This is a genomic window from Lentibacillus sp., from assembly GCF_035301675.1.
GTDB lineage: Bacteria > Bacillota > Bacilli > Bacillales > Amphibacillaceae > Lentibacillus.
In genome coordinates, this window is the sequence record NZ_DATGTT010000047.1 from 63,127 (window position 1) to 84,647 (window position 21,521).

Consider the following 21,521-nt stretch of genomic DNA (forward strand, 5'->3'; position numbering starts at 1 on the left):
CATGTTTATTTCGATGGATCAATAACTTGCTTGACAAATGATTCAAATTGCATGCCCCGTGATGCTTTAAATAAAATTAACGTTCCCTCTGAGATATACGTATTCAGAGTACCTATGAGCGTTTCCTTTGATGTGAAATGCCGGCTGTCGATCTCTGGATGCTGTTTATGAACAGCTGACGAAATCTCATCTGCATCTTCTCCAAATGTCAATACAGCTGTCATCGATTCATCAATACTGTCTGCAACCGAACGGTGAAGCGGTTTTGAGTTTTGACCAAGCTCAAACACATCACCTAAAACGAGTACCTTCTGCCGAAATCCGCCCAAATGTTTTACAGCGTTTATGCTTGCCTTCATAGACGTTGGTGAAGCATTATATGCATCATTGATAATGGATGAACCGTTTTTGCCATCCATCAGTTCAAACCGCATCGAAGTCAATTCCATTCCTGTCAATGCCTGTTTCACATTGTCCTTTGTTATCTTAAGCAACTCGCCGATTGTTATGGCAAACGATGCATTCAGTGCATGGTGACTTCCAACCAATGGAATCGTATAGTTCTCGCCATCAGAAAGTTCGAACTGTGTCGACTGCTGTGAAATGTTTATATTTTTAATGGTGACATCATTACCGGTATCAAACCCGCATTTGATAACGTTGTTTCGCTGATGTACCTGCCCTAATAATGGTTCGTCGCCGTCAATCAATAAATAACCGTCTTTTGTCATTCCTTTAATGATCTCAAGTTTTGCCCGAGCAATACCTTCCCTTGATCCCAAATACTCAATATGGGATTCACCAATATTTGTAATCACGGCAAAATCAGGATTCGCTATTTTTGTGAGTGTTTCAATTTCACCAAAATGATTCATGCCCATTTCCGTGACTAGTACTTCTGTTTCCGGCAGCATCGATAAAATGGTAAGCGGAACGCCAATTTGATTGTTTAAATTGCCTTCTGTATGGTGTGTTTTAAATGATGATGCGACGACTGAAGCAATAATATCCTTAGTCGTTGTCTTGCCATTCGATCCTGTTACGCCAATGACAACCGGTCCGACCTTTTCGCGGTAAGCCTTTGCCAGTTCTTGCATCGCCGTCAACGTATCCTCGACAAAAAACACCGGGAAATCGGCCGGCAAAAATTCCGGCAGATCCTTTTCTTTATCCCATAGAGCAGCTGCAGCCCCTTGGTCAAAGGCATCCTTCATATACTTATGGCCGTCAAAGTTCTCACCGGCTAAAGGAATAAACAATGATTTATTTAATTTTTTTCGGCTGTCTGTCGCAACCTCGGCTATTTCAATCCCGTCCATTGCTGCACCCTTATAATCTGCAAATACGGATGCAAGCCATTCAGTTGTAAACAACATCATTAATTCTCCTTAGCCAGAATTGCCTCTTTGGCAACTTCTCGGTCGTCAAAATCATAACGGTTCCGGCCGATATCCTGGTACGCCTCGTGTCCCTTGCCCGCAATCAGCACAATGTCGCCTTTTTCGGCGAGATTTATGGAATGAAAGATGGCATCTTTGCGGTTTTCAATCACCGTATAATGCGTTCCATCCAGTCCTTCCGTCATATCATCCAATATTGCCTGCGGATCCTCTGTACGGGGGTTATCGGAAGTAAAGATTGCCTCATCAGCGTATTTGAGTGCGATCGAAGCCATTAAAGGACGTTTTGTCTTGTCACGATCGCCGCCGCAGCCAACCACAACATAGACATTGTTCTCAGCGAACCCTTTAATTGTTTGCAGCACGTTTTCCAGTGAATCTGGGGTATGTGCATAATCAACAACTGCTGCAAATTCATGGCTTCCTTCGACTGGCTGAAACCTTCCGCTCACACCCTGCATGTTTTCAAGTGCTTCCTTAATAACCTCAAGCGGTATATCAGCACTTATGGCAGCAGCACTTGCCGCGAGCATATTATAAACATTGAATTTACCTATTAAGCTGCTGTTTATCTTTACAGATCCAATTGGCGAATTCATGGTAAATGTTGTTTTCGTAACTTCAAGATTGATGTCTTTTGCCCTTACCTGTGCTCCATCTTGACAGCCATACGTAATAACATGCTGTGCGGTGCTTTTTTTTAGAAATGCACTGTACGGGTCGTCTTCGTTTATAACTGCAAACTTTTTCTGTCCTTCATTATAGGTGTTCCCCAACTGTGCAAACAAAAGACTTTTTGCGTGTAAATAATCGCTCATATCCGGATGATAATCCAAATGATCTTGTGATAAATTCGTAAATATCGCGATATCATAATCACAGCCGTGAGTACGCCCCATATCCAATGCGTGAGAGGATACTTCCATAATACCAGCATCGACATCCTGTTCATTCATCTGATGAAACGTCTTCTGTAAATACAGCGCATCAGGTGTTGTGTTATGTATAGCGTAAGCTTCCTGTCCTATTTTCATTTGGATGGTGCCAATGATACCCGTTTTTCGCTTGTACTGCTGAAAAATCGACTCCAGCAGGTAAGTAACCGTTGTTTTGCCATTTGTGCCGGTAACACCGATGAGCGGAAATTGGCGTGTTGGATAGTCATAAAACTTTGAAGCGAGCATCGCCATTGCTTTTGATGTATCATCAACTCGAATCACTGGAACTGAAGCACTAACTTCCTTTTCCGTCAGCACGGCATAAGCACCATTATCTGCGGCCTGACCGATGAAATCATGACCATCGACTGTAAAACCTTCGATACAAATAAACAAGTTTCCTTTTTCAATGTTTCTGGAATCGGTCTCGACACCGCTTATCTCTATATCATTAAGTTCTGCTGATGCATTATAAAATGGTAAAACAGATAGTAACTCTGATAATCTCATTTCCAAACACCCTATTCTGCAATGTTAGTCTAATGTTACAAGTTTAATAGCTGCGGAGCCGATTAATGGTTCGGCTCTTGTCAGATTGCTTTTTCCCGCATATAACGGTCAGCAACCCGCCAGAAAACGACGGTTAACTGACCTGAAATACCCGATTCTGTTCTACTGACATAAGTTTCACTTTACGCTCCATTATGTTAGCAGTTAAGCCTTTTACATTATAGCAAAAATTTGGCCGGTTCACGAAGGGTTTTTGTCAGATAAATAAATTCTTATTTTTTCACCTTTTTCAATTTTTGTCCCAGGCTCTGGTGCCTGATCGATGATATACTCACCGGATCCGCTTGTTTCAATCGATAAATTCGTCTGATATTCTGTTAATTTCTGTTTGTTCAGACCAATTAAATCCGGGACTTCAACTTTCGGCTTATCCGACCATTTATATTCTTTTTCCAGACCGTCTTCTCTTGGTTCAACTCCCATTGCGCGCAAACTGTCTCCGATAATAGTTCCAACGATTGGCGCTGTGACAACACCTCCGAATTGAGAGGTGCCTTTCGGATTATCCACTGCAACATAAACCACGATTTCCGGGTCATCAGCAGGGGCAAACCCCATAAATGAAACGATGTAATTATTTTTCAAGTAGTTGCCATCTGGTCCGACTTTCTGGGCGGTACCTGTTTTACCCCCAACACGGTAACCGTCAACATACGCAGGACGGCCGGTTCCTTCAGCAACGACACTTTCAAGCGCATGACGCACCTCATTTGATGTGGATTCTGAAATGATGTTTTCCTTCAATGTCGGCTCCACCTTTTCCACTGCCTTACCGGTTTGCGGATCAATCCATTCCTTTGCAATAAACGGTTTATATAGTTGACCGCCATTAACCGCGGCAGAAACAGCCATGACCTGTTGAATCGGTGTAACGGATACACCCTGCCCAAATGAAGTTGTCGCCAGCTCAACCGGTCCTATATTTTCAGGTTCAAACAATATTCCATTCCCTTCACCACGCAAATCAATGCCTGTTTTTTTTCCGAACCCGAAATCTTTAATGTAACTGAACAGCTTTTCCTTGCCAAGATCAGTTCCCATTTGTACAAAGCCGGGGTTACAGGAATTTTGCACAACCTCGAGATAAGTCTGTTGACCATGTCCGCCGCTCTTCCAGCAATGCAGTTCTGTCCCGCCTACTGATATGTCGCCGTCGTCATGAAACTTGTCTTTTTCAAGATCTACCGTATTCTCTTCCAGTGCAGCTGCCAGTGTAATAATTTTAAAGGTCGACCCTGGTTCATAAGTGCTCCATATCGGCAAATTACGGTCATATATTTCCGGGTCAACATTCTGGTAATTTTCCGGGTTAAAGTTTGGCCGTGATGACATCCCAAGCACGCCGCCAGTATCAGGATCTACTGCAATTGCCATGGCACCATCAGGATTATATTGTGATACCGCAAGATCCAGTTCCCGTTCCATGATTGTCTGGACTTTGGAATCAATCGTTGTTTTTAAATTCAAACCGTCTGTCGGGGCTTCATAATCATCGGCGATTTGTTCAAGTTTTTTCCCCTTAGCGTCAGAATAAAACGACAAGCTTCCCTCTTCCCCATTCAATTTATCATTGTAAAACAGTTCAAGACCCATTAAACCCTGGTTATCTATACCAGCAAAACCTAATACATGCGATAGGTCATCTCCAAATGGGTAATGGCGTTTTGAATCTTTTGCCAGATAAATCCCGTCCATATTCAATGTCCGGAACGCTTCTTCCTGTTCTTCGCTTATTTTCCTGCCCTCCGGATGCACCCTTGTATAAACAGCATCTTTCGTAACATAATCATATGCATCCTGTTCGGAAATTTCCAATATGTCGGCGATTTTTCCAGCTGTGTCCTGGGGCTTTTTCACCTGCTTTGGAACAACAATGACAGATGGTGCGGACACGTTTTCCGCCAGTACTTCTTCGTGCCTGTCCAATATTTTTCCGCGTTCAGGCTCAAACGTAATATCCCTGCTCCAGGACTCATCAGCACGCTTCATCAGTTCATCTCCCATCATAAACTGAACAAAGCCCAGCCGGACATCTATTATGACGAAGAATAATAAGCCGATGAGAAAAACAGCAATCATACGCTTACGTACAGTTACAGAAGATACGCGTTTCATATTCTATACCCCTTTTCATATTCATAGGTAGGCTTGTATTCACTATATGAATGCTGAAAATAGAATAGAACATTGCATATCATGCCAAAATAGCGAACCACGCCTCTAAAAACCGGGCGTGGCACACTCATAGTCGCTTCCGTTATTCACTTGATTCTTCGCTTGATTGCTCTGTCTCTTCGGCATCAGACCCAGGCGGCTGAAGCTCGACACCTAAATAATCATTCTTTTTGAGTGGTGTCCCTTTCTTAATGCTTTGATTGGTGACATAGCCATTTCCGATTGGTTCAACATCCAGCGACATTAATTTAGACAGCTGCATAACATCCCTTAATGACCACCCGGTAATGTCAGGCATTTCCGGTTCATCAGTGATGAGGATAATCCGATCTCCCGGCAGCAATTCTTCGCCTTCTGCAGCACTCACTTTTTCGATAGTATTTCCTGATCCGATAACCGACACATTCAAGCCCTTGTTGTTAAGTTCCTGTTGAATACTGGACGTTTTTTTGCCTTTCATTTCCGGCAGCTTGACTGGTTCAATCTGCTTGTTTGCTTCCTTGTCGGGTTCAATATTCAAATAATGCAGACTGTTCTCCATGACATTTTTGAATATGAATGACACAGGAGCCGAACCGTTCTCCGTAGCTTCAAGATCGGGCTGTTTAACCGATACATACATCATCAGCTGCGGGTCTTCCCTGGGAGCCATCCCAAGAAACGAGTACGTATAGTTTCCGTGTCCGGTTAAATATTTGCCGTCCTCAGTAATTTGGGCTGTACCGGTTTTGCCTGCAACAGAATAATCATCAAGTTTATATTCTTTCCCCGTTCCATTTTCAGATGAAACGACCGTTCCCAATAAATCCATCACCTGATCGGAAGTTTCTTTTGAAATTGGCTTACTGGTCACTTCGGGTGATTTTTCTTTAATTGTCTCGCCGGTGGCCGAATCAACCTTTTTGGATATGACGTATGGTTTGACCATTTTTCCGTCATTTGCTATTGCCGATGCAGCCTTCATTTGCTGGATTGGCGTGACCGTACTTGCCTGTCCAAAAGCTGTGGTAATTTTATCGCGTGGATAGTTATAAACGAGCTGCCCTGTTTCTTCACCTGGTAAATCGATTCCCGTTTTTTCATCGAAACCGAATCCATGTAAATATTCCAGGTACTCCTCAGTCCCAATTTTCTCCCAAACCAGTTTAGCAGCGGCAACGTTGGATGAACGGGTAAACCCTTCATTATACGTAATGGAACCCCAGCCCTCGCCGCCATTATGATCTCTAACTGGAGCGACACGGTCACTTATTTTGTATGTACCTGATTCGAGCCATTCATCCCCATTATAGACACCTTCTTCAATGGCAGCAGCCCATGTGAACATTTTCATTGTTGAGCCCGGTTCAACAGGGGTAGCTATCACATCATTATACCAATTTTCCACATCGGACGGATTATTGGGATTATAGCTTGGACGGTTGCTCATCGCCAGAATTTCACCGGTTTTCGGATCCATTACGGCAGCCGTCATTCGTTCAGGTTCATAGGTCTCATCCATTTGCGTCATGACATCCTCAAGCAATGTCTGTATCTTCTGATCAATCGTTAAATAAACGTCCCCGCCGTCTTTCGGCTGTTTGACCACTTCCTCCGGGTTTAACAGTTTATCATTATACTGATCACGCTGATACGAGATAGACCCATCTTTTCCACTCAGGAACTCATTCATTTGTTTTTCGATTCCGGTAATGCCCTTGATTGTATTATCATTTTTCTGAGCGAATCCAATGATTTGAGATGCGAACATTCCGTTTGGATAATAACGGATTGGTTCTTCCTGAAATTTGATGCCCGGAAGGTCAAGCTCTTCAATTTTTTCCTTCGTGTCCTGAGAGAGTTCTTTACCGGCACTTCCAAATTCTACTTGAAACTGGTTTTTCTGAATGCCTTCTTTCATTTGTTCCAGCAGATAGCTTTTATCAGCATCTAATAAAGGAGCCAGCGTCTCTGCAGTCTTTTCCGGATTTACTACATGAAGCGGCTCCTCTTTGTTTTGTGTATGTGATTCTCCTACAATTGCCTGGATTCTGTAGGTGGGGCGATCATATGCTAATGTCATGCCACTGCGGCCGTAAATTTTTCCCCGTTCCGCATCAAGGGTGTAAGATGCAGTCCGTTTTTCCTCAGCCCATTTCTCAAGTGAAATGCCGGCAATCTCCCCGGTTGCCTGAATATATAAGAACCTTCCGGAAATAAGCAGAAACATACCGACAAACAAAATAACCAAAATCCCGGACATAATGTGTGTCTTTTTGTTTTTTTTCATCATATAGCCGCCTTGCCTAGTTGTTGTTAAATGCTGTTGCTTGTTTTACCCGTGCATCCTGTACTTTCAAGCCATTTTCTTTTGCAATTCTGGTGATGCGCTCAGGTCTGCTTAACTGCTTTTTCTCATAGACCAGCCCTTCATTGGTAACTTTCTGATGCTGCACGGATTGTTCAAGTGATTGCAATTCCCTGTTCAATGTGTCTGTCGAAGAGGCAAATGACACAACGTAGATGCTCGCTGCGATCAGCATAGCTCCTACCCCAGAATATAACACTTTTTCACCTTTTGTAATCCAGTTCTTCTTGTGAACCTTAATAGCTTTTTGTTTTTCTTGTCGTTCTTCGTTTGGCAAATACGACTGTTCCCATTTACGGGCAAGATTTTCACTCATGATTTTTTCCACCCTTCTTTATATGAAAATTCTTCATCCCACTCTTGTATTTTTTTACTAATACGCAATTTGGCTGAGCGTGATCGTCTGTTCTCCTTAAGTTCTTTTTCACTTGGCACAATCGGTTTTTTATTAACGACTTGAAATGGTGCCTGATGGTTCTCCGGTATTACCGGCAGATTTTTCGGCACCGGTTTTGCTGTACTCCATTTTTTAAATGCCTGTTTACAAAGCCTGTCTTCCAATGAGTGAAACGTTATGACGGCAATTCTTCCATGGATATCAACAACACGTGCCGCCTGGTGAAGCGCGTCATTAAAAGCTGTCAGCTCATCATTTACTGCAATCCGCAATGCCTGAAAAATCCGTTTTGCCGGATGTCCTCCTTTTCTCCGGGCCGGTGCAGGAATTGCTTCTTTAATGATTTCAACCAATTCAAACGTCGTTTCAATTGGTTTTTCTTTTCTGACACCCTCAATTTTTCGGGCGATTTGCTTGGAAAATTTCTCTTCACCATAGCTGAAAAAGATTTTCACTAACTGATTATACGGCCATTCATTAATCACTTCCCGGGCATCCAATGGCTGGTGCTGATTCATACGCATATCAAGTTTGGCATCATGCTGATAGCTGAAACCTCTTTCGCCACGGTCAAACTGTGGCGATGAAACACCAAGATCAAACAGAAAACCGTCAACTTGTCCGATTTGATGCGAAGCTAATTGTTCCTCTATTTCTCTAAAGTTCGCATGAATAAAAAGTGTGCGTTTTTTAAGTGGCTGCAATCGATCTTCAGCTGCCTTCAGCGCTTCCTTATCCTGATCAAATGCTATCAGCAATCCATTTTCATTTAACCTGGAAGCAATGCGTTCGGCGTGACCGCCACCGCCGGCGGTACAGTCCACATATGTACCTTCCTTTTTGATAGCCATCCCATCCAGCACTTCTTCTTCTAATACACTGTAATGATTAAACATAGACTTTCATCCTGTCTTTACCACGTTTAAATATCAAAGTCCATCAGGTTTTCGGCAATTTCACCGAAGGATTCTTCGGAGTCATTGAAATAATCCTCCCAGTTTTCACTGGCCCAGAATTCAACCCGATTGGATACACCAATAACAACACATTCCTTGTCCAGCCCGGCGTATTGGCGTAATGGCTGGGGAATGTTTATTCTTCCCTGCTTGTCCACTTCACATTCAACTGCTCCAGAGAAGAAAAACCTTGTAAAAGCACGGGCGTCTTTCTTGGTTAATGGGAGTTTTTTCAACTTTTCCTCAAGCAATTTCCATTCATCCATTGGGTACGCAAACAAACATTTATCAAGCCCACGGGTGACGACAAAGCTGTCACCAAGATCTTCACGGAACTTGGCGGGCACAATAATTCGTCCCTTTGTATCGATATTGTGCTGGTGTTCACCCATGAACATAGAGTACGCCCCACTTTCTTATACCCCATGTTACCACATTCCCCCACAATTCACCACTTATTTTTTAAAATTCTTTCCGTTAATTTTAAAAATAGGCCTAATGCGCTATACCTCACTGAACATAAGCCTGCATTTACAACTCCTCATACCGCGGACAAACACCGCTATCACGCCTGTTTGGAATATTTGCCATAAAAAAAGCCCCACCTTTCTTCCACTCATTCTGAAAAAGTGGAGGAAGGTGGGGCGTTTAAAATCTCTGTACATTAAAGTATATCATGCTATAAATAAACAATATGGTGCGGGGCCAGGAATGAATATGACTGGTTTGTAAGTTCGCTGATAAATTCGGGACCATATTCGTTCAACCAGACTAATGGATTCCATACTCTCTCCTGCAGCCCATTTTTAGGGTGAAGCGTGTTTTGGATCAGATCGAATTCATTCAAATGTTCTGTGTGTCTTTCTTCCAGCCCTTTCATAATACGCTCTTCCAAATATTTAATATCCTCATTCAAATAGTACAGATTTTTATCAGCCAATTCACCTAAATCAGAACGTATTCCTCTGGCTATATCCCTTAATGGCTTGTGCGCTGTATCAACAGCCTGCCTGATTTCAGAAGCAACTTTCTGAACCGGTGGTCCGTACTGGTTGGCAAGCCATTTGATTTTAAGGGATTCAACACCGTGATTAATAGCATTTTCCCCATCGATGGCATACTTCTGCAATGATTTTTCCACGCGACGGTCAAGAAATGTAAAGGATAACCGCGGCAGTACCGGCGGCATCTCCATATCAGCCGCCCGGAAAGCAGGCTTTAAAACAGACCAGTAACCAACTTCACCCGGGCCGCCGATAAATGCCAGTGTCGGAAATAGACATTCCTGCATAACCGTTCTTGTCACCACATTATTGCTTAGTTTTGATGGATCGTTTTGTGCTGTCTCCAAGAGCTCTTCTGTTGTTAAAAGAACTTCCCGCTGTTTGCCTCTCCAGTTCCCTTCATCATCTCGTGTAAGCAGTATCCTGTCATTACCATCATGATAAAAAAGATGTGCATCATCAGGCTCTGCCTCCAGTGAAACAGCATACCCCTTTTGCTTCAGCTGCTGTAATGCCGTATAAACACCTGAACTGATTTTCTTTTGGTTTTCAATCAGAGTCGCAAAATGGTGCTTTTCCATCTCACGCATCGAGGAATCTCCGGAATCAGCAAGAACAACACCTTCTTTATCGAACAATTGATAAATAACCCGGGCGAAAAAGTCCACATAAGTACCCGACTGCCGCAAACAATCCCGTATTGTCCGGTACAATTTTTTCGTATGTTCTGTCTCGGCCAGCCCCGCAAATAGCTGATCAATCCATTCACCTGCCGCCGATTGATCAATTGAAATATCTGAAACAGGGCGTTTGTCGGATATCCGCTGCTGCAGTTTGTATTTTTTCATAGTGTTATGTTCAGGCAAATAAATATGATTAATTTCAGCAAAATCATGATCTTCACCGGCTATCCAGAAAACCGGAATAACCGGTGTCTGAAGTTTGGACTCCTGCTGTTTGGCAAACTGGATAATTGATATGATTTTATTAATGGTATACATCGGCCCTGTAAGAAGACCCGCCTGCTGGCCTCCAATAACAACCACACTGTTATCTTTCTTCAACCGCTCTATATTAAGATACGTTGATTGAGGAGCATCCCATCGCCTGTTCATTGTGACTAATGCTTCTGTCAGGTTTTCACGGTCAATGTGTTTATTCTGCAATGTTTTTTCTCTGGACTGATATGTTGATTCCAGGTATGGATCATAGTCAAAATGCTCCAAAATCCCGGACCGGTGGTTTCGATAATCATCTATTAGTGCATTTTGTTTTTGTAATGTAATTGGCGTGATCCGCATCGGTCGCATGCTCCTTTAATTGTTATCATATATGTCCATAACACATTTTACATAAAACAAGAGTGGATTGCATTCAATCTGTTTTACGTCTCTTCTTGTTAAAAAAAACGAAGAACGATCCCCATCAGCACAAGCAAGCAATACAATAGTAAAAACAGCAAAAAGCAGATACGCCAGAAAACTTTAAACACTTTTTTAAACGCAACTTCTGTATAGATTTTCCACTGAATAACCACAATAGCTGTAATCAGCGTCAGTAAAATTAATAGAATTATTCCAAAGAATGAATGCCCGAAAATGGTTTTAAACATCGTTATGACAGCAATAATGTAAAGAAGTGTTGTCCAGCTCACGGCAGCATGAATTGCTTTCCAGTTATGTTTGTACACTTTTCTGCCAATAATATAAACAATCAATGTTGCAAGTACCGGAAGCATAATGATGAAGCCAATGAAATAAGCAACTAAATTCAATATCATTTCCCGTCATTTACCCCTTTTCTATTCTCCAGTGAACCGGTTATTGATACAATGGTAACAGAATAAATTACCCTTTGCTGTGGATTATTTTCTTTCATTCCCTTTCCGGCTTTTTTATATTATAATTAAAAATAAAGAAATTCTAAATACTTAAGTTCGAAGGGGGAAAGATAAAATGAATAATGAAGTCGAAAAACTCTTGATCAATTATAAAACATTGGAGCAATTTAAACGATTTAAAGAATACGGGAACCAGGAACTTTCCATGATGGAAGATCTCCAGAATAATATCGTTGAGAATAACAGCGAATCGCCTTTTTATGGAATTCATGTTGGCCGTAATCTGATCGCCAGAATGAGTTTATATAAAGTCAGCGCAAAATATGATGCCTATTTTGAACCGCCGCAGGATTATTTGGAGCTGTGGAAACTTGAGGTTTTACCGGACTATCGCGGCAGAGATTACGGAAAGGCCCTGGTTGATTTCGCCAAGAGTTTCCAGCTGCCGATCAAGACAAATCCGCGGATTAACTCACACGGATTCTGGGAAAAAATGGGATTCCAAAAAGCAAAATACGAAATGGAAAGAGACCTTGGGGAAAATCCGCTGATATGGATGCCTGAAGGGGTCGAAGAAAAAGGAGTCTGAATCGATCGATCCGGCCGCTGATTTAATAACCCGACATAACCTGGCTGATTTCAGCAGCCTTGCACATATGCAGTAAGAAAGGATTTATGCTTTTTAACTGCTAAAATAAAAGACATGAATGGCATATTCCAATCATTCATGTCTTTCTCCTTCATTTCCGCGGCTCGTATACCCAGGCCCATAATTTTCCCATTTCAGTCCACGCCTGCTCATAACGGTTCAGTTGTTCTTTCAGTGCTTCATTCTCGTTTATCAACTGCTGTTGTGTTACTTCTCCTTCATTATGGAATAACTGCTTATCACCATTGGAATGATTGCGCATCTTTTCCAGTAAAGAAATAGCCGTATCAATCGGATCCGGCTCTCCATTACCTGTTGTGTCGTATTGAACCAGCGTCTTTTGCCGGTTATTCTGTTTCCGGTCTTTTTTGGCGTTTTCAATAGCATCCTGATATTGTTTGCGGATAGAGGCATTCCAGCGAAAGCCGCATGCCGCGGATGTTCTGGACAATTGCTTTGCGACATCTTTAAATGCTTCAAGCTGGGTTTTCCCTTCTCTTATATGACGAAGAACGGTCTCTGCCAATAAAATATCTTCGTCCTTCGTCCATGCATCCTGCCGTGTTGCATTCATAACATCCCTCCTTATGCATTTGCTATCAATGTATGCAAAAGGTAGGTGTGATAGAATCGTTCACGGTCAATTTTCTTAGAAAATATTATCTATTCTTTATTTCGAAACATAAATTCCCGGACCGCATCCTTATGTTCTTTTGTCTCCCATAATTCAGCACAATTTCTTACCTCATCGTTCATTTGTTCAGAAAGCAGCAAAATAGATAGCTTCTTCTGATATTGCATTTTTAATATCTTCATTTGTTCCAGCGACTTTGTTAGATATGGCTTTAAAAGAGATTCCCGGTCGTTCCATTCTTCATCACCGGCAATTTTTTGAATCCAGCCATGCTTTTGCAGATAATCTGCCCGATGCAATGCCGCTTCCATTAGCCATTGAAATGCGAAACTGGAATGAACTTTCTCGTACAAAAGAGTTCCACCGCCCCATCCAGGTGTGATTCCCAGTTTTGTCTGGACAAATCCAAACCGGGTATTTGCTTTGGCAATCCGGATATCGCATGCTGTCGCAATTTCGCAGCCGCCACCGATTCCATCCCCATTTAATAAACATACGGTTGGAACGGGAAAAGACACAAGTTCATAAAGCACTTCCTTCATCGGGTATAATACAGTAAAAGCCTCTTCGGTGCTCAAATCACCATGCAAATCCTGTAAATCTCCACCGGCGCAAAACATCCGGTCACCAACAGCTGTAATGACCAAAAACTTCACCTGCTGCTGTTTGGCAGTTTCAAGTGCATTTAAAAACGAACGTGTCATATCTTTAGAAATGGCATTCATCTTTTCCGGGCGGTTCAGCAGAATTTCACCATAGCCCTTTTCATCCGTTCTGTATTGAACCAAATCAGTCATATATGTGTTTTCCCTTCCTTTTACAAATAGACTCTTTTCGTAAATATTACAGCTAATTAATCTTTACAGTTGAGGTAAAGTGAAACTTCATTCAGTAGAGCGCTTTTCTCTACTGAATGTTAGTTGAACGAATCGGGCATTTAAGGTCCACTAGATGCGGGATAAACTGCGACGTATTATGCGAACATGTTTGAGTACTATAATACCGTTCCGGGAAAATCACTGCGCTTTCCGCGGGCAGCTGAGATCTGAACAGGAAGCGGTCTTAGCTTCCGAGGAAGCTAAGCGTTGCCCGCGGAAAGCAACTGCCCAAAGCGGAAATCAATCCTGTCAATACGTCACAGTTTATGGATCTTGTGTCAAAAATGACAAGTTATTAGAAAACAGTCTCCAATCATAATTTCTTTTATGAATCAAGCAAGCATATGTATACAAAAACAGATCACTGTTACAGTGATCTGTTTAGAATTAACCTACGAGTTCAATTTAATCATTTGCGACGACTTCTCTGCCATCATAATGCCCGCATGATTTGCATACATGATGCGGCTTAGTCAGCTCACCGCAGTTCGAGCATTCCACCATGCCTGGTACGTGCAATTTTTTATGCGTACGACGCTGGTTTTTCACCTTTTTGGATGTTCTTCTTTTTGGTACTGCCATGCTTACACCCCCTTCAATCATGCAAGGAATGGAAGATTCTATTCCTTTTCCTTTTTATCCTCCAGTAAAGATTCCAGTTTTTTAAAACGTGGGTCTGGTTTTTGCTCTTTTTTGTCTTCTGAAATTAATTCCCAGCCTGCTCCTTCAAAAGGAGCCCGGCTTAAAGCGTCTGCATCATCTGAATACACACGATAAGGGACTTCCAATAAAATATTTTCCTTTATTAATGGATTTAAGTCAAGTACTTCCCCATCAATTGAATGAATATCATCATCTGAGTCATCTTTTTCATATGGTGACTCTGTGAAAATTTCGGTTGCGCTTATTTGAAACGGATAGGGCACGTCCACCAATGTGCGGGCACATGGTAAAATCATTGTGCCATCTATTGCAAATGTGAAAATAATGTCATCACCCTGATCCATCGCTGTTCCGCTAACGTGAACAGAGCCGATCTTTCGAATATCATTGTTCATCGTTTCCAGTTCGGAAACATCAACCTGATCATCAAAAGCAAAGGGTTCATAACCTGCATTTCTTTTAATTTGAGCTACTGAAAATTTCATAGTATCACCTCAAGGCAACAAGAGTAATTTTAAAAGGAAAATACCTTTTTGTCAATATATTTTCTTTACATATGCTCTATTGCCAGTATTCCCTTTTTAGCAACAACGAACCATGCACCACAACACTTTTTTTGATACAATAAGCCTTAATCCTAAAACAGTGTTTTACTCGCATATATACTTCTACTTATATGCGGGGTACAATGAAAGAATTCAGAAAGGGCTGGAATACATGCAAGCTTGCGGTTTAATTGTTGAATATAACCCATTTCATAATGGACATGCTTTCCATATAGAAGCATCAAGGAAAGCTTCCGGAGCGGATTGTCTGATTGCTGTTATGAGCGGATCATTTTTACAGCGCGGCGAGCCAGCCATTATTGATAAGTTTCACCGAACCAAAGCAGCGTTGTCGGCAGGCGCCGATATCGTGCTGGAGCTCCCGTATGTGTATGCCGTTCAGAGCAGTGATTTATTTGCCCGGGGTTCTGTCCAAACATTACATGAAATTGGCGTTTCAAACATTTGCTTCGGAAGTGAATCCGGGGATATATCCCGCTTCACCAATAGTTATGATGTGCTTCAGCAAAAGCAGTCTGTCTACCAAACAACCCTTCAGGAAAAATTGCATCTCGGTCTTTCTTTTCCCGAAGCCAGCCGGTACGCCTACCAAAAAATAGGATTAGCCGCATCAGAAATGGATTTGACCAAACCTAACAATATTCTCGGATTCAGCTATGTTAAAGCGATTTTGGATGATAAGCTGCCAATAGACCCCTTGACCATCACCCGTATTAAGAATGCTTACCATGATCAGGCGATTACCGGTTCGATTGCAAGTGCTACAAGCATACGCAAAGAACTTATAGGTAAAGAGGACATATCCGAAACGGCTGCCAGCGCCCTCCCTGAAGTAACAATTCAGCAGCTGCGCGCGTATAAACAACAGGCAGCCGTCTGGCATTCATGGGAGAATTATTTTCAGCTTATCCATTACCGCGTTATGACAATGTCCGAAGACGAACTTGCTGCTATTCATGGTGTTGATGAAGGACTGGAAAATCGCATTAAAAAAACCGCCCGGGATACCACATCCTTTTATGAATGGATAAAAAAGATTAAAACAAAACGATATACTTGGACAAGACTTCAGCGTGTATTTGCGCATATTTTAACAAATACTACCAAAGATGACGTCCAGCAATTTGTAAGCGATGAAACCGTTCCATATGTAAGACTGTTAGGTATGACAAAAACCGGGCAATCATACTTGAATGCCCGGAAAAAGGATATGGACGTTCCGCTTATTTCAACACTTGCCGGGACTGAGAGCCTGCTGCTGTCAATTGAAGAGAAAGCAAGCCATGCCTATTACAGCATTATCCCCCCTAAAAAGAGACAAGCATTTTATCATCAGGAACTCCAGCCGCCCATCATGATTTGAACTACCTGCCCACTTAACACCTTTATGGGGTGTTAAGTGGCGGGATTACTGCACGTTAAGGCGGAATAAAAGGGTTCCATGCTTTTTTCACATCAGGAAGGCCCAAGGTTCTGAAGGTACTGTAATGCATCATCAAACGATTGGACAGGAACAATTTGCATATCTGTACCAATCTCCTCAGCTGTTTTTAAAGCCACTTCATAATTTGAATTTTCAGCTTCCTCGTTATTTGCTGCAAAAAAGATATCGCATCCTTCCTGATCTGCTGCAATAACTTTTTTATCAACTCCGCCGATCCGGAGTACGTTCCCCTGGTAGTCCACTTCTCCGGTTCCGGCAATTTGGTAGCCTTTTGTTAAATCTTCTTCGGATAACTGATCATATATTTCCAATGAAAACATCAGCCCTGCACTCGGCCCGCCGATATTGCCGCTGGAAAAGTTAACTTCCGGGTCAACTTCTACACTTCGGTCAGTAACAAGCTGAATACCAATTCCTACCTTATTTTCCATTTCAGGGAATTTCTTAAGTGTGATCTCTTGTTCAAATTCTTTTTTATCGCGAACTACGTCTACTGTTATCGTGTCTCCCGCTTGTTTATTTTCTACGTATTCAATCAAATCGTTGGATTCATCGATTGAACTGCCGTCAATTCCAACGATTCGGTCACCCATTTGCAGGACCTCCTCCGCCGGCATTCCTTCGACAACAGAAACAATGTAGACCCCATTGTAATCAATCGAAATGTCTTCATTGGCTGCTTCATAAGCAACGACCGTTGAAGCCTCCTGAGAGTTTTCCATCATTTGCAGTTGTGCATGAAAATACTCATCCTCGGACACGCCTTCCGGTCTCACCTCATTAAGTGGCAGGATATCCTGATTCGGCAGGATTTTTGCCCATAAATACTGAACAGGTGTGGCCTGTCCCCCGCGGATTGTAACCAGATGCATATCGCCTTCACTCTGGTAACCGTCTTTCACTTCCACAATCGGGTTAAGAGCATCTGCATCACCTGGTTTATATATATAATAAGGTAATTTATACGCTGAAATAAAAAATGCTATCCCGATAACTAAGATTAAAGCAATAATATGCTTTTTCGTGAATCTCACCAAAAAACTCCTTTCCATCTTACCTGTACGCTCATTCGATTGCATGTCAAAAGTGTATGTCATAAAAACATCATGTATGCGCGTATATTGATATAGACTCGTACCAATTATTTGGTGTCATTTTATATAAAAGAAACTAGCATTATTTTACTACTATCGAAAAAAGAAGTACAGGATCAGCCATCCTTAAGGGGGCTTTCGATTGCTACAAAAAATCAAAACGATATTACTGGCGGGGACAACTGCTTTTATCGCACTTTCGCTTATTAAATATCCGGATCAATCATTAGAAGCGAGCATACGCGGATTGAACATGTGGTGGGAAATTGTGTTCCCGTCATTATTGCCGTTTTTTATAACGGCTGAACTGTTAATAGGCTTTGGATTCGTGAAGTTTATCGGTGTGCTCTGTGAACCAATTATGCGTCCATTATTTAATGTGCCTGGCGTTGGAAGTTTTGCATGGGCAATGGGCATGGCAAGCGGTTACCCGACAGGAGCGAAAATATCAGCACGGCTCCGGGAAGAAAAACAGCTGACGCAAATTGAAGCAGAACGGCTTGTATCATTTACAAATGCCTCAAGCCCATTATTTATTTTCGGTGCTGTTTCGGTCGGGTTTTTTTATGATGTGAAGCTTGGCGTCATTTTGGGTGCTTCCCATTATATCGGTAATGCACTTGTGGGAGTATGTATGCGGTTTTACGGGCGGAATGCTGAAAAAAAGGTTAAACCGGCTAAGAAAAAGGTGTCGATCATCAGAGCCTTCCGGGAAATGCATCAAACCAGGGTTAATGATCCGAGACCTTTTGGAAAAATTGTCGGGGATGCCGTATTGAACTCAATCCAGACCTTGGTCATGGTCGGCGGATTCATTATCCTTTTCTCTGTCTTCACAAAATTGTTATATATAGCAGGTGTAACACCGATAATTGCATCACTTTTCCAATATGTTCTGCAGATTGTTACACTACCAGCCGAGCTGGCATTGCCTTTATTATCCGGGTTATTCGAAATAACCCTTGGTGCCAATTTAATTTCACAAGACGAAACCGCCAATCTATTGGAAAAAATAATTGTTGTCAGTTTTGTGCTGGGATTCAATGGCTTTTCGGTTCAGGCACAGGTGGCAAGCATCCTCGCGCCGACAGATATCCGGTTTGCCCCATACTTTTTTGCAAGAATCTTCCATGGTTTATTTGCTGCTATTTTGACAGCATTATTTTATACACCTTTATATCTGAACCGGACCTCGTTTGACTTTAAAGGCGTTCCGGTATCAGGCAGCGGTCAGGAAGAGTCATGGCGTGACTTTTTGCTTCGCTTATCTGAATTTGGGCCGCTCATAACGTTGACAGCGTTATTATTTGCTGTACTGATCATAATCAGGCGACTGCGAAAAATATAAGAAAAGATCCTGCCGACACACGAAGTAGTGCACTTAACGTGATATCAGTATGATCATCTTATGAATTAGCACCTTTTCTGATTCGGCCTTCTATCATTAAAGATAAAACAGCTCAGCTCACATATAAACTGAGCTGTTTCTTTTATTTGTTTTCATTCTTCGGCAAAAGTGCTCCGATGATTGAACACATTACTTCTGTTTTATTTGAATATATTTTTGTGTTAATAATCCTGCATTGTAAACAGATATGACCATAGCAAAGTAAAAGAGAATCCGAGTAAACAAAAACCTTTCTTCACCAGCAAACTCAATATAAAAAAATGAACCAGTAACAAAAAGAATGGCAGTTATTGTAGACAATATAAATTGTCCCTTCACAGTTTTCATCATTGTATCTCCCCCGAGTTTCTTAACGTGTCCTTCAATATAACTTCTACTTGCTTACGAAAGTCCTTTCTTCGCTCGAAAAAATCTCTCTTCTTTCAGGAACCTTCTTATTCAAGAAAAGCGCCCGGTTGCTTCAGATTATAATTTCTATGCCTACCGAACATTTTACTTATTGGTGTATGAACTACTCGAACTGTTGATTTCTCCCAATTCAATACGATTTCCATCTGGATCATTAAAAACCGCAATGGTACCCCAGTCAAAGGCTAAACTTCTTTTTGAAAAATGAACACCACGTGCTTCAAGATTTTTGACAACAGAAGCTAAAATACTAACGTCAAAGCGAAGTACAGTAGGATTCTGTTTTCTGGATTTTTCTTGTGCTGATCCAACGCCTCCCTGTTCAACCATTAAATAGCCGTTTGGAAGTTCGAAGGTGACCAGTGGTTCTTTTTCATTTCTCACTTCCAATTGTAGGACATCCTTGTAAAATCTGATACACTCCTCGTAACGCTCTACAAATAAAATCAAACCAAATTCGCGAAATTCCATCTTTAACACCCCACATAAAAAAATTGAACTCATCCCACATGTCCAGCATTATTTTATATCAATAAAAATTAGCATACCAAATCTTATGTGATTTGGTATGCTAATTATTTACGCTTTTCTCCATCTACTTTTTCTTATATGAGCCATTTAAAACTTTGATCGTAACGCTTCCGCAACAGGAGGCGGTACCAAATCAGAAATATCACCCTTATATTTGGCTACTTCTTTAACGATACTTGAGCTGAGGAAAGAGTACTGATTATTGGTCATCATAAAGAATGTTTCGATGTCATCATCCAGCTTCCTGTTCATTGAAGTGATCTGCATCTCATATTCAAAATCACTGACTGCTCTTAATCCGCGCAATATGGCATCTGCGTTATATTTTCTTGCATAATCGATCAGCAGCCCTTTACTCGTATCGACCGACACATTCGGCAAATGTTCAGTGCTTTGTTTCAGTAAAGCCACTTTTTCCTCAACAGAAAACAGCGGTGCCTTGGAATGATTATCGAAAACAGCAACTATCAACTGATCAAAAACAGTTGCACCGCGCTCAATAATATCAAGATGTCCATATGTAACGGGATCAAAACTCCCCGGACAGATAGCTAATCGGGTCAATTGCAACCCCCCTTCTATAATCTTTTGTAGATGGTAATGCCTGTCGTGTCATTATAAGTTTCCTGTTTCATAACATATAAATTATCAATTTCCACCGGTAATTGTTCAGAAGCGTTATGTTCACAGTAAATCATGCCATTCTCCTTCAAAAGCTGCTCAATCGATTCCAGCAATCCGCCGTAATTCACCTTTTTATAAGGCGGATCAAGCAATATAAGATCGAACTGCAGCTCCCTTTTGGCAACAGCATTCAATGCACGGAAGGAATCAGTGCGAAACACCTCAGTACTGTCTTCCAACTTCAGAGTTCGGATATTATCTTGAATTGTATGTATAGCTTTAGGATGTTCATCAACAAATATTCCCTTCTCCATACCCCTGCTTAATGCTTCAATTCCCAAAGCACCGCTGCCGGCAAACAAATCGAGACAAGCACCCTGTTCAAAAAACGGGCCCATAATCTGAAAAGCGGCTTCTTTCACTTTATCGGATGTAGGTCTGGCTGTCTTTCCCGGTACCGCTTCCAATTGGCGTCCTTTATGGAATCCGGCAATCACACGCATACTACCACCTCAATAAATTATAATAAAGCTATCAAAATAAAATCGCAAGCGTCAATGATTAATTGGTACGAAGTCCAGCATGAAATATCTATATTTCACAAGCAAATTATGTATATAAAAATCTCTTCTGTCCATAATAACATAGTGAAACAGCTTCAAAATTGCTTGGCTGTTTCAAAACTCGGAGAAGACTTACACTTCCCCATAAGTTCTTCCTCCGGTTTCTCCTCTCCCTTTGCCTTTTTGTTTTCTGGTATGAAAACAAAGGGACCTGCAGAAATATTTCTGCAGGTTTTTCTTTTTTTATTCCGATTTGTTTCAAAAGATGTCGCTAAAATTGAAATTTTATTTAGCAATTCCTATAAGCTGAGACGGACATTGGAAGTTTATTTGAGTGCTTGTATCTCCTACGCTAGTATTGTGCTAATTTAGTTCTTATCTTTATCGCGGTCTCGCATTTTCCGCAGCTCAGCATGGTGTTCTAGTTGGAGC

The 21,521-nt window shown here is 41.6% G+C and carries 21 protein-coding genes; 3 read left to right on the forward strand and 18 right to left on the reverse strand.

Annotated features, from left to right (window positions below):
• Window positions 1-5 precede the first annotated feature (5 nt).
• The 9 genes from VK097_RS07180 to VK097_RS07220 all read right to left on the reverse strand — a co-directional run bounded on the left by VK097_RS07180 (window position 6) and on the right by VK097_RS07220 (window position 11,567).
• Complete coding sequence (locus tag VK097_RS07180) at window positions 6-1,376, reverse strand: UDP-N-acetylmuramoyl-tripeptide--D-alanyl-D-alanine ligase (RefSeq protein WP_324211124.1); 1,371 nt, start codon at window positions 1,374-1,376, stop codon at window positions 6-8.
• A gap of 2 nt (window positions 1,377-1,378) precedes the next feature.
• Complete coding sequence (locus tag VK097_RS07185) at window positions 1,379-2,848, reverse strand: UDP-N-acetylmuramoyl-L-alanyl-D-glutamate--2,6-diaminopimelate ligase (RefSeq protein WP_324211125.1); 1,470 nt, start codon at window positions 2,846-2,848, stop codon at window positions 1,379-1,381.
• Window positions 2,849-3,088: 240 nt separating this feature from the next.
• On the reverse strand, window positions 3,089-5,023 hold the full coding sequence (locus VK097_RS07190; protein WP_324211126.1) for a stage V sporulation protein D: 1,935 nt from the start codon (window positions 5,021-5,023) through the stop codon (window positions 3,089-3,091).
• A gap of 142 nt (window positions 5,024-5,165) precedes the next feature.
• On the reverse strand, window positions 5,166-7,352 hold the full coding sequence (locus VK097_RS07195) for a penicillin-binding protein (RefSeq protein ID WP_324211127.1): 2,187 nt from the start codon (window positions 7,350-7,352) through the stop codon (window positions 5,166-5,168).
• Window positions 7,353-7,368: 16 nt separating this feature from the next.
• On the reverse strand, window positions 7,369-7,746 hold the full coding sequence (gene ftsL / locus VK097_RS07200; protein ID WP_324211128.1) for a cell division protein FtsL: 378 nt from the start codon (window positions 7,744-7,746) through the stop codon (window positions 7,369-7,371).
• The gene (rsmH, locus tag VK097_RS07205) at window positions 7,743-8,723 is read right to left on the reverse strand and encodes a 16S rRNA (cytosine(1402)-N(4))-methyltransferase RsmH (protein WP_324211129.1); all 981 of its coding nucleotides are present in this window, start codon (window positions 8,721-8,723) and stop codon (window positions 7,743-7,745) included. The genes ftsL and rsmH overlap by 4 nt, the downstream gene beginning before the upstream one ends.
• 26 nt (window positions 8,724-8,749) lie before the next feature.
• The gene (gene mraZ / locus VK097_RS07210) at window positions 8,750-9,181 is read right to left on the reverse strand and encodes a division/cell wall cluster transcriptional repressor MraZ (protein WP_324211130.1); all 432 of its coding nucleotides are present in this window, start codon (window positions 9,179-9,181) and stop codon (window positions 8,750-8,752) included.
• Between the two features lie 281 nt (window positions 9,182-9,462).
• Window positions 9,463-11,088, reverse strand: coding sequence for a bacillithiol biosynthesis cysteine-adding enzyme BshC (gene bshC, locus VK097_RS07215; RefSeq protein ID WP_324211131.1), 1,626 nt, complete (start codon window positions 11,086-11,088; stop codon window positions 9,463-9,465).
• A gap of 98 nt (window positions 11,089-11,186) precedes the next feature.
• Window positions 11,187-11,567, reverse strand: coding sequence for a DUF3397 domain-containing protein (locus tag VK097_RS07220; RefSeq protein ID WP_324211132.1), 381 nt, complete (start codon window positions 11,565-11,567; stop codon window positions 11,187-11,189).
• A 175-nt stretch (window positions 11,568-11,742) separates the two neighbouring features.
• Here VK097_RS07220 and VK097_RS07225 point away from each other — a divergent pair, with 175 nt between their 5' ends.
• The gene (locus VK097_RS07225) at window positions 11,743-12,216 is read left to right on the forward strand and encodes an N-acetyltransferase (RefSeq protein ID WP_324211133.1); all 474 of its coding nucleotides are present in this window, start codon (window positions 11,743-11,745) and stop codon (window positions 12,214-12,216) included.
• Between the two features lie 151 nt (window positions 12,217-12,367).
• Here VK097_RS07225 and VK097_RS07230 read toward each other — a convergent pair whose 3' ends face one another.
• The 4 genes from VK097_RS07230 to VK097_RS07245 all read right to left on the reverse strand — a co-directional run bounded on the left by VK097_RS07230 (window position 12,368) and on the right by VK097_RS07245 (window position 14,936).
• Window positions 12,368-12,850, reverse strand: coding sequence for an RsfA family transcriptional regulator (locus VK097_RS07230; protein ID WP_324211134.1), 483 nt, complete (start codon window positions 12,848-12,850; stop codon window positions 12,368-12,370).
• Between the two features lie 89 nt (window positions 12,851-12,939).
• Window positions 12,940-13,707 carry an enoyl-CoA hydratase/isomerase family protein gene (locus VK097_RS07235; RefSeq protein WP_324211135.1) on the reverse strand — a complete coding sequence of 256 codons (768 nt, stop codon included), beginning with the start codon at window positions 13,705-13,707 and terminating at the stop codon, window positions 12,940-12,942.
• A 486-nt stretch (window positions 13,708-14,193) separates the two neighbouring features.
• Entirely contained in the window at window positions 14,194-14,370 is a 177-nt protein-coding gene (rpmF, locus tag VK097_RS07240) for a 50S ribosomal protein L32 (RefSeq protein ID WP_135108195.1), read from the reverse strand.
• Window positions 14,371-14,408: 38 nt separating this feature from the next.
• Window positions 14,409-14,936 carry a YceD family protein gene (locus tag VK097_RS07245; RefSeq protein WP_324211136.1) on the reverse strand — a complete coding sequence of 176 codons (528 nt, stop codon included), beginning with the start codon at window positions 14,934-14,936 and terminating at the stop codon, window positions 14,409-14,411.
• Between the two features lie 232 nt (window positions 14,937-15,168).
• On the opposite strand from VK097_RS07245, the gene VK097_RS07250 reads away from it, so the two are divergent.
• On the forward strand, window positions 15,169-16,380 hold the full coding sequence (locus VK097_RS07250) for a nucleotidyltransferase (RefSeq protein WP_324211137.1): 1,212 nt from the start codon (window positions 15,169-15,171) through the stop codon (window positions 16,378-16,380).
• Window positions 16,381-16,472: 92 nt separating this feature from the next.
• On the opposite strand, the gene VK097_RS07255 is transcribed toward VK097_RS07250, so the two are convergent.
• Entirely contained in the window at window positions 16,473-17,495 is a 1,023-nt protein-coding gene (locus VK097_RS07255; protein WP_324211138.1) for a SepM family pheromone-processing serine protease, read from the reverse strand.
• A 202-nt stretch (window positions 17,496-17,697) separates the two neighbouring features.
• Between VK097_RS07255 and ylbJ the strand changes: the two genes are divergently transcribed.
• Window positions 17,698-18,903 (forward strand): sporulation integral membrane protein YlbJ, encoded by a 1,206-nt coding sequence (ylbJ, locus tag VK097_RS07260; RefSeq protein ID WP_324211139.1) that lies wholly within the window; start codon window positions 17,698-17,700, stop codon window positions 18,901-18,903.
• 189 nt (window positions 18,904-19,092) lie between these two features.
• On the opposite strand, the gene VK097_RS07265 is transcribed toward ylbJ, so the two are convergent.
• The 4 genes from VK097_RS07265 to rsmD form a co-directional block, all read right to left on the reverse strand.
• Window positions 19,093-19,293 (reverse strand): hypothetical protein, encoded by a 201-nt coding sequence (locus VK097_RS07265; protein WP_324211140.1) that lies wholly within the window; start codon window positions 19,291-19,293, stop codon window positions 19,093-19,095.
• A gap of 162 nt (window positions 19,294-19,455) precedes the next feature.
• Window positions 19,456-19,842, reverse strand: a complete 387-nt coding sequence (locus VK097_RS07270) for a VOC family protein (RefSeq protein ID WP_324211141.1) — start codon at window positions 19,840-19,842, stop codon at window positions 19,456-19,458.
• A gap of 147 nt (window positions 19,843-19,989) precedes the next feature.
• On the reverse strand, window positions 19,990-20,466 hold the full coding sequence (gene coaD / locus VK097_RS07275) for a pantetheine-phosphate adenylyltransferase (protein ID WP_324211142.1): 477 nt from the start codon (window positions 20,464-20,466) through the stop codon (window positions 19,990-19,992).
• Between the two features lie 14 nt (window positions 20,467-20,480).
• Window positions 20,481-21,029 (reverse strand): 16S rRNA (guanine(966)-N(2))-methyltransferase RsmD, encoded by a 549-nt coding sequence (rsmD, locus tag VK097_RS07280; protein ID WP_324211143.1) that lies wholly within the window; start codon window positions 21,027-21,029, stop codon window positions 20,481-20,483.
• Window positions 21,030-21,521: the final 492 nt, after the last annotated feature.

What these genes read in the sequence shown, in the direction of transcription:
- VK097_RS07180 (WP_324211124.1), bottom strand. Translation starts at nt 1,376, where the DNA reads ATGTTGTTTACAACTGAATGGCTTGCATCCGTATTTGCAGATTATAAG.
- VK097_RS07185 (WP_324211125.1), bottom strand. Translation starts at nt 2,848, where the DNA reads ATGAGATTATCAGAGTTACTATCTGTTTTACCATTTTATAATGCATCA.
- VK097_RS07190 (WP_324211126.1), bottom strand. Translation starts at nt 5,023, where the DNA reads ATGAAACGCGTATCTTCTGTAACTGTACGTAAGCGTATGATTGCTGTT.
- VK097_RS07195 (WP_324211127.1), bottom strand. Translation starts at nt 7,352, where the DNA reads ATGAAAAAAAACAAAAAGACACACATTATGTCCGGGATTTTGGTTATT.
- ftsL (WP_324211128.1), bottom strand. Translation starts at nt 7,746, where the DNA reads ATGAGTGAAAATCTTGCCCGTAAATGGGAACAGTCGTATTTGCCAAAC.
- rsmH (WP_324211129.1), bottom strand. Translation starts at nt 8,723, where the DNA reads ATGTTTAATCATTACAGTGTATTAGAAGAAGAAGTGCTGGATGGGATG.
- mraZ (WP_324211130.1), bottom strand. Translation starts at nt 9,181, where the DNA reads ATGTTCATGGGTGAACACCAGCACAATATCGATACAAAGGGACGAATT.
- bshC (WP_324211131.1), bottom strand. Translation starts at nt 11,088, where the DNA reads ATGCGGATCACGCCAATTACATTACAAAAACAAAATGCACTAATAGAT.
- VK097_RS07220 (WP_324211132.1), bottom strand. Translation starts at nt 11,567, where the DNA reads ATGATATTGAATTTAGTTGCTTATTTCATTGGCTTCATCATTATGCTT.
- VK097_RS07225 (WP_324211133.1), top strand. Translation starts at nt 11,743, where the DNA reads ATGAATAATGAAGTCGAAAAACTCTTGATCAATTATAAAACATTGGAG.
- VK097_RS07230 (WP_324211134.1), bottom strand. Translation starts at nt 12,850, where the DNA reads ATGAATGCAACACGGCAGGATGCATGGACGAAGGACGAAGATATTTTA.
- VK097_RS07235 (WP_324211135.1), bottom strand. Translation starts at nt 13,707, where the DNA reads ATGACTGATTTGGTTCAATACAGAACGGATGAAAAGGGCTATGGTGAA.
- rpmF (WP_135108195.1), bottom strand. Translation starts at nt 14,370, where the DNA reads ATGGCAGTACCAAAAAGAAGAACATCCAAAAAGGTGAAAAACCAGCGT.
- VK097_RS07245 (WP_324211136.1), bottom strand. Translation starts at nt 14,936, where the DNA reads ATGAAATTTTCAGTAGCTCAAATTAAAAGAAATGCAGGTTATGAACCC.
- VK097_RS07250 (WP_324211137.1), top strand. Translation starts at nt 15,169, where the DNA reads ATGCAAGCTTGCGGTTTAATTGTTGAATATAACCCATTTCATAATGGA.
- VK097_RS07265 (WP_324211140.1), bottom strand. Translation starts at nt 19,293, where the DNA reads ATGATGAAAACTGTGAAGGGACAATTTATATTGTCTACAATAACTGCC.
- VK097_RS07270 (WP_324211141.1), bottom strand. Translation starts at nt 19,842, where the DNA reads ATGGAATTTCGCGAATTTGGTTTGATTTTATTTGTAGAGCGTTACGAG.
- rsmD (WP_324211143.1), bottom strand. Translation starts at nt 21,029, where the DNA reads ATGCGTGTGATTGCCGGATTCCATAAAGGACGCCAATTGGAAGCGGTA.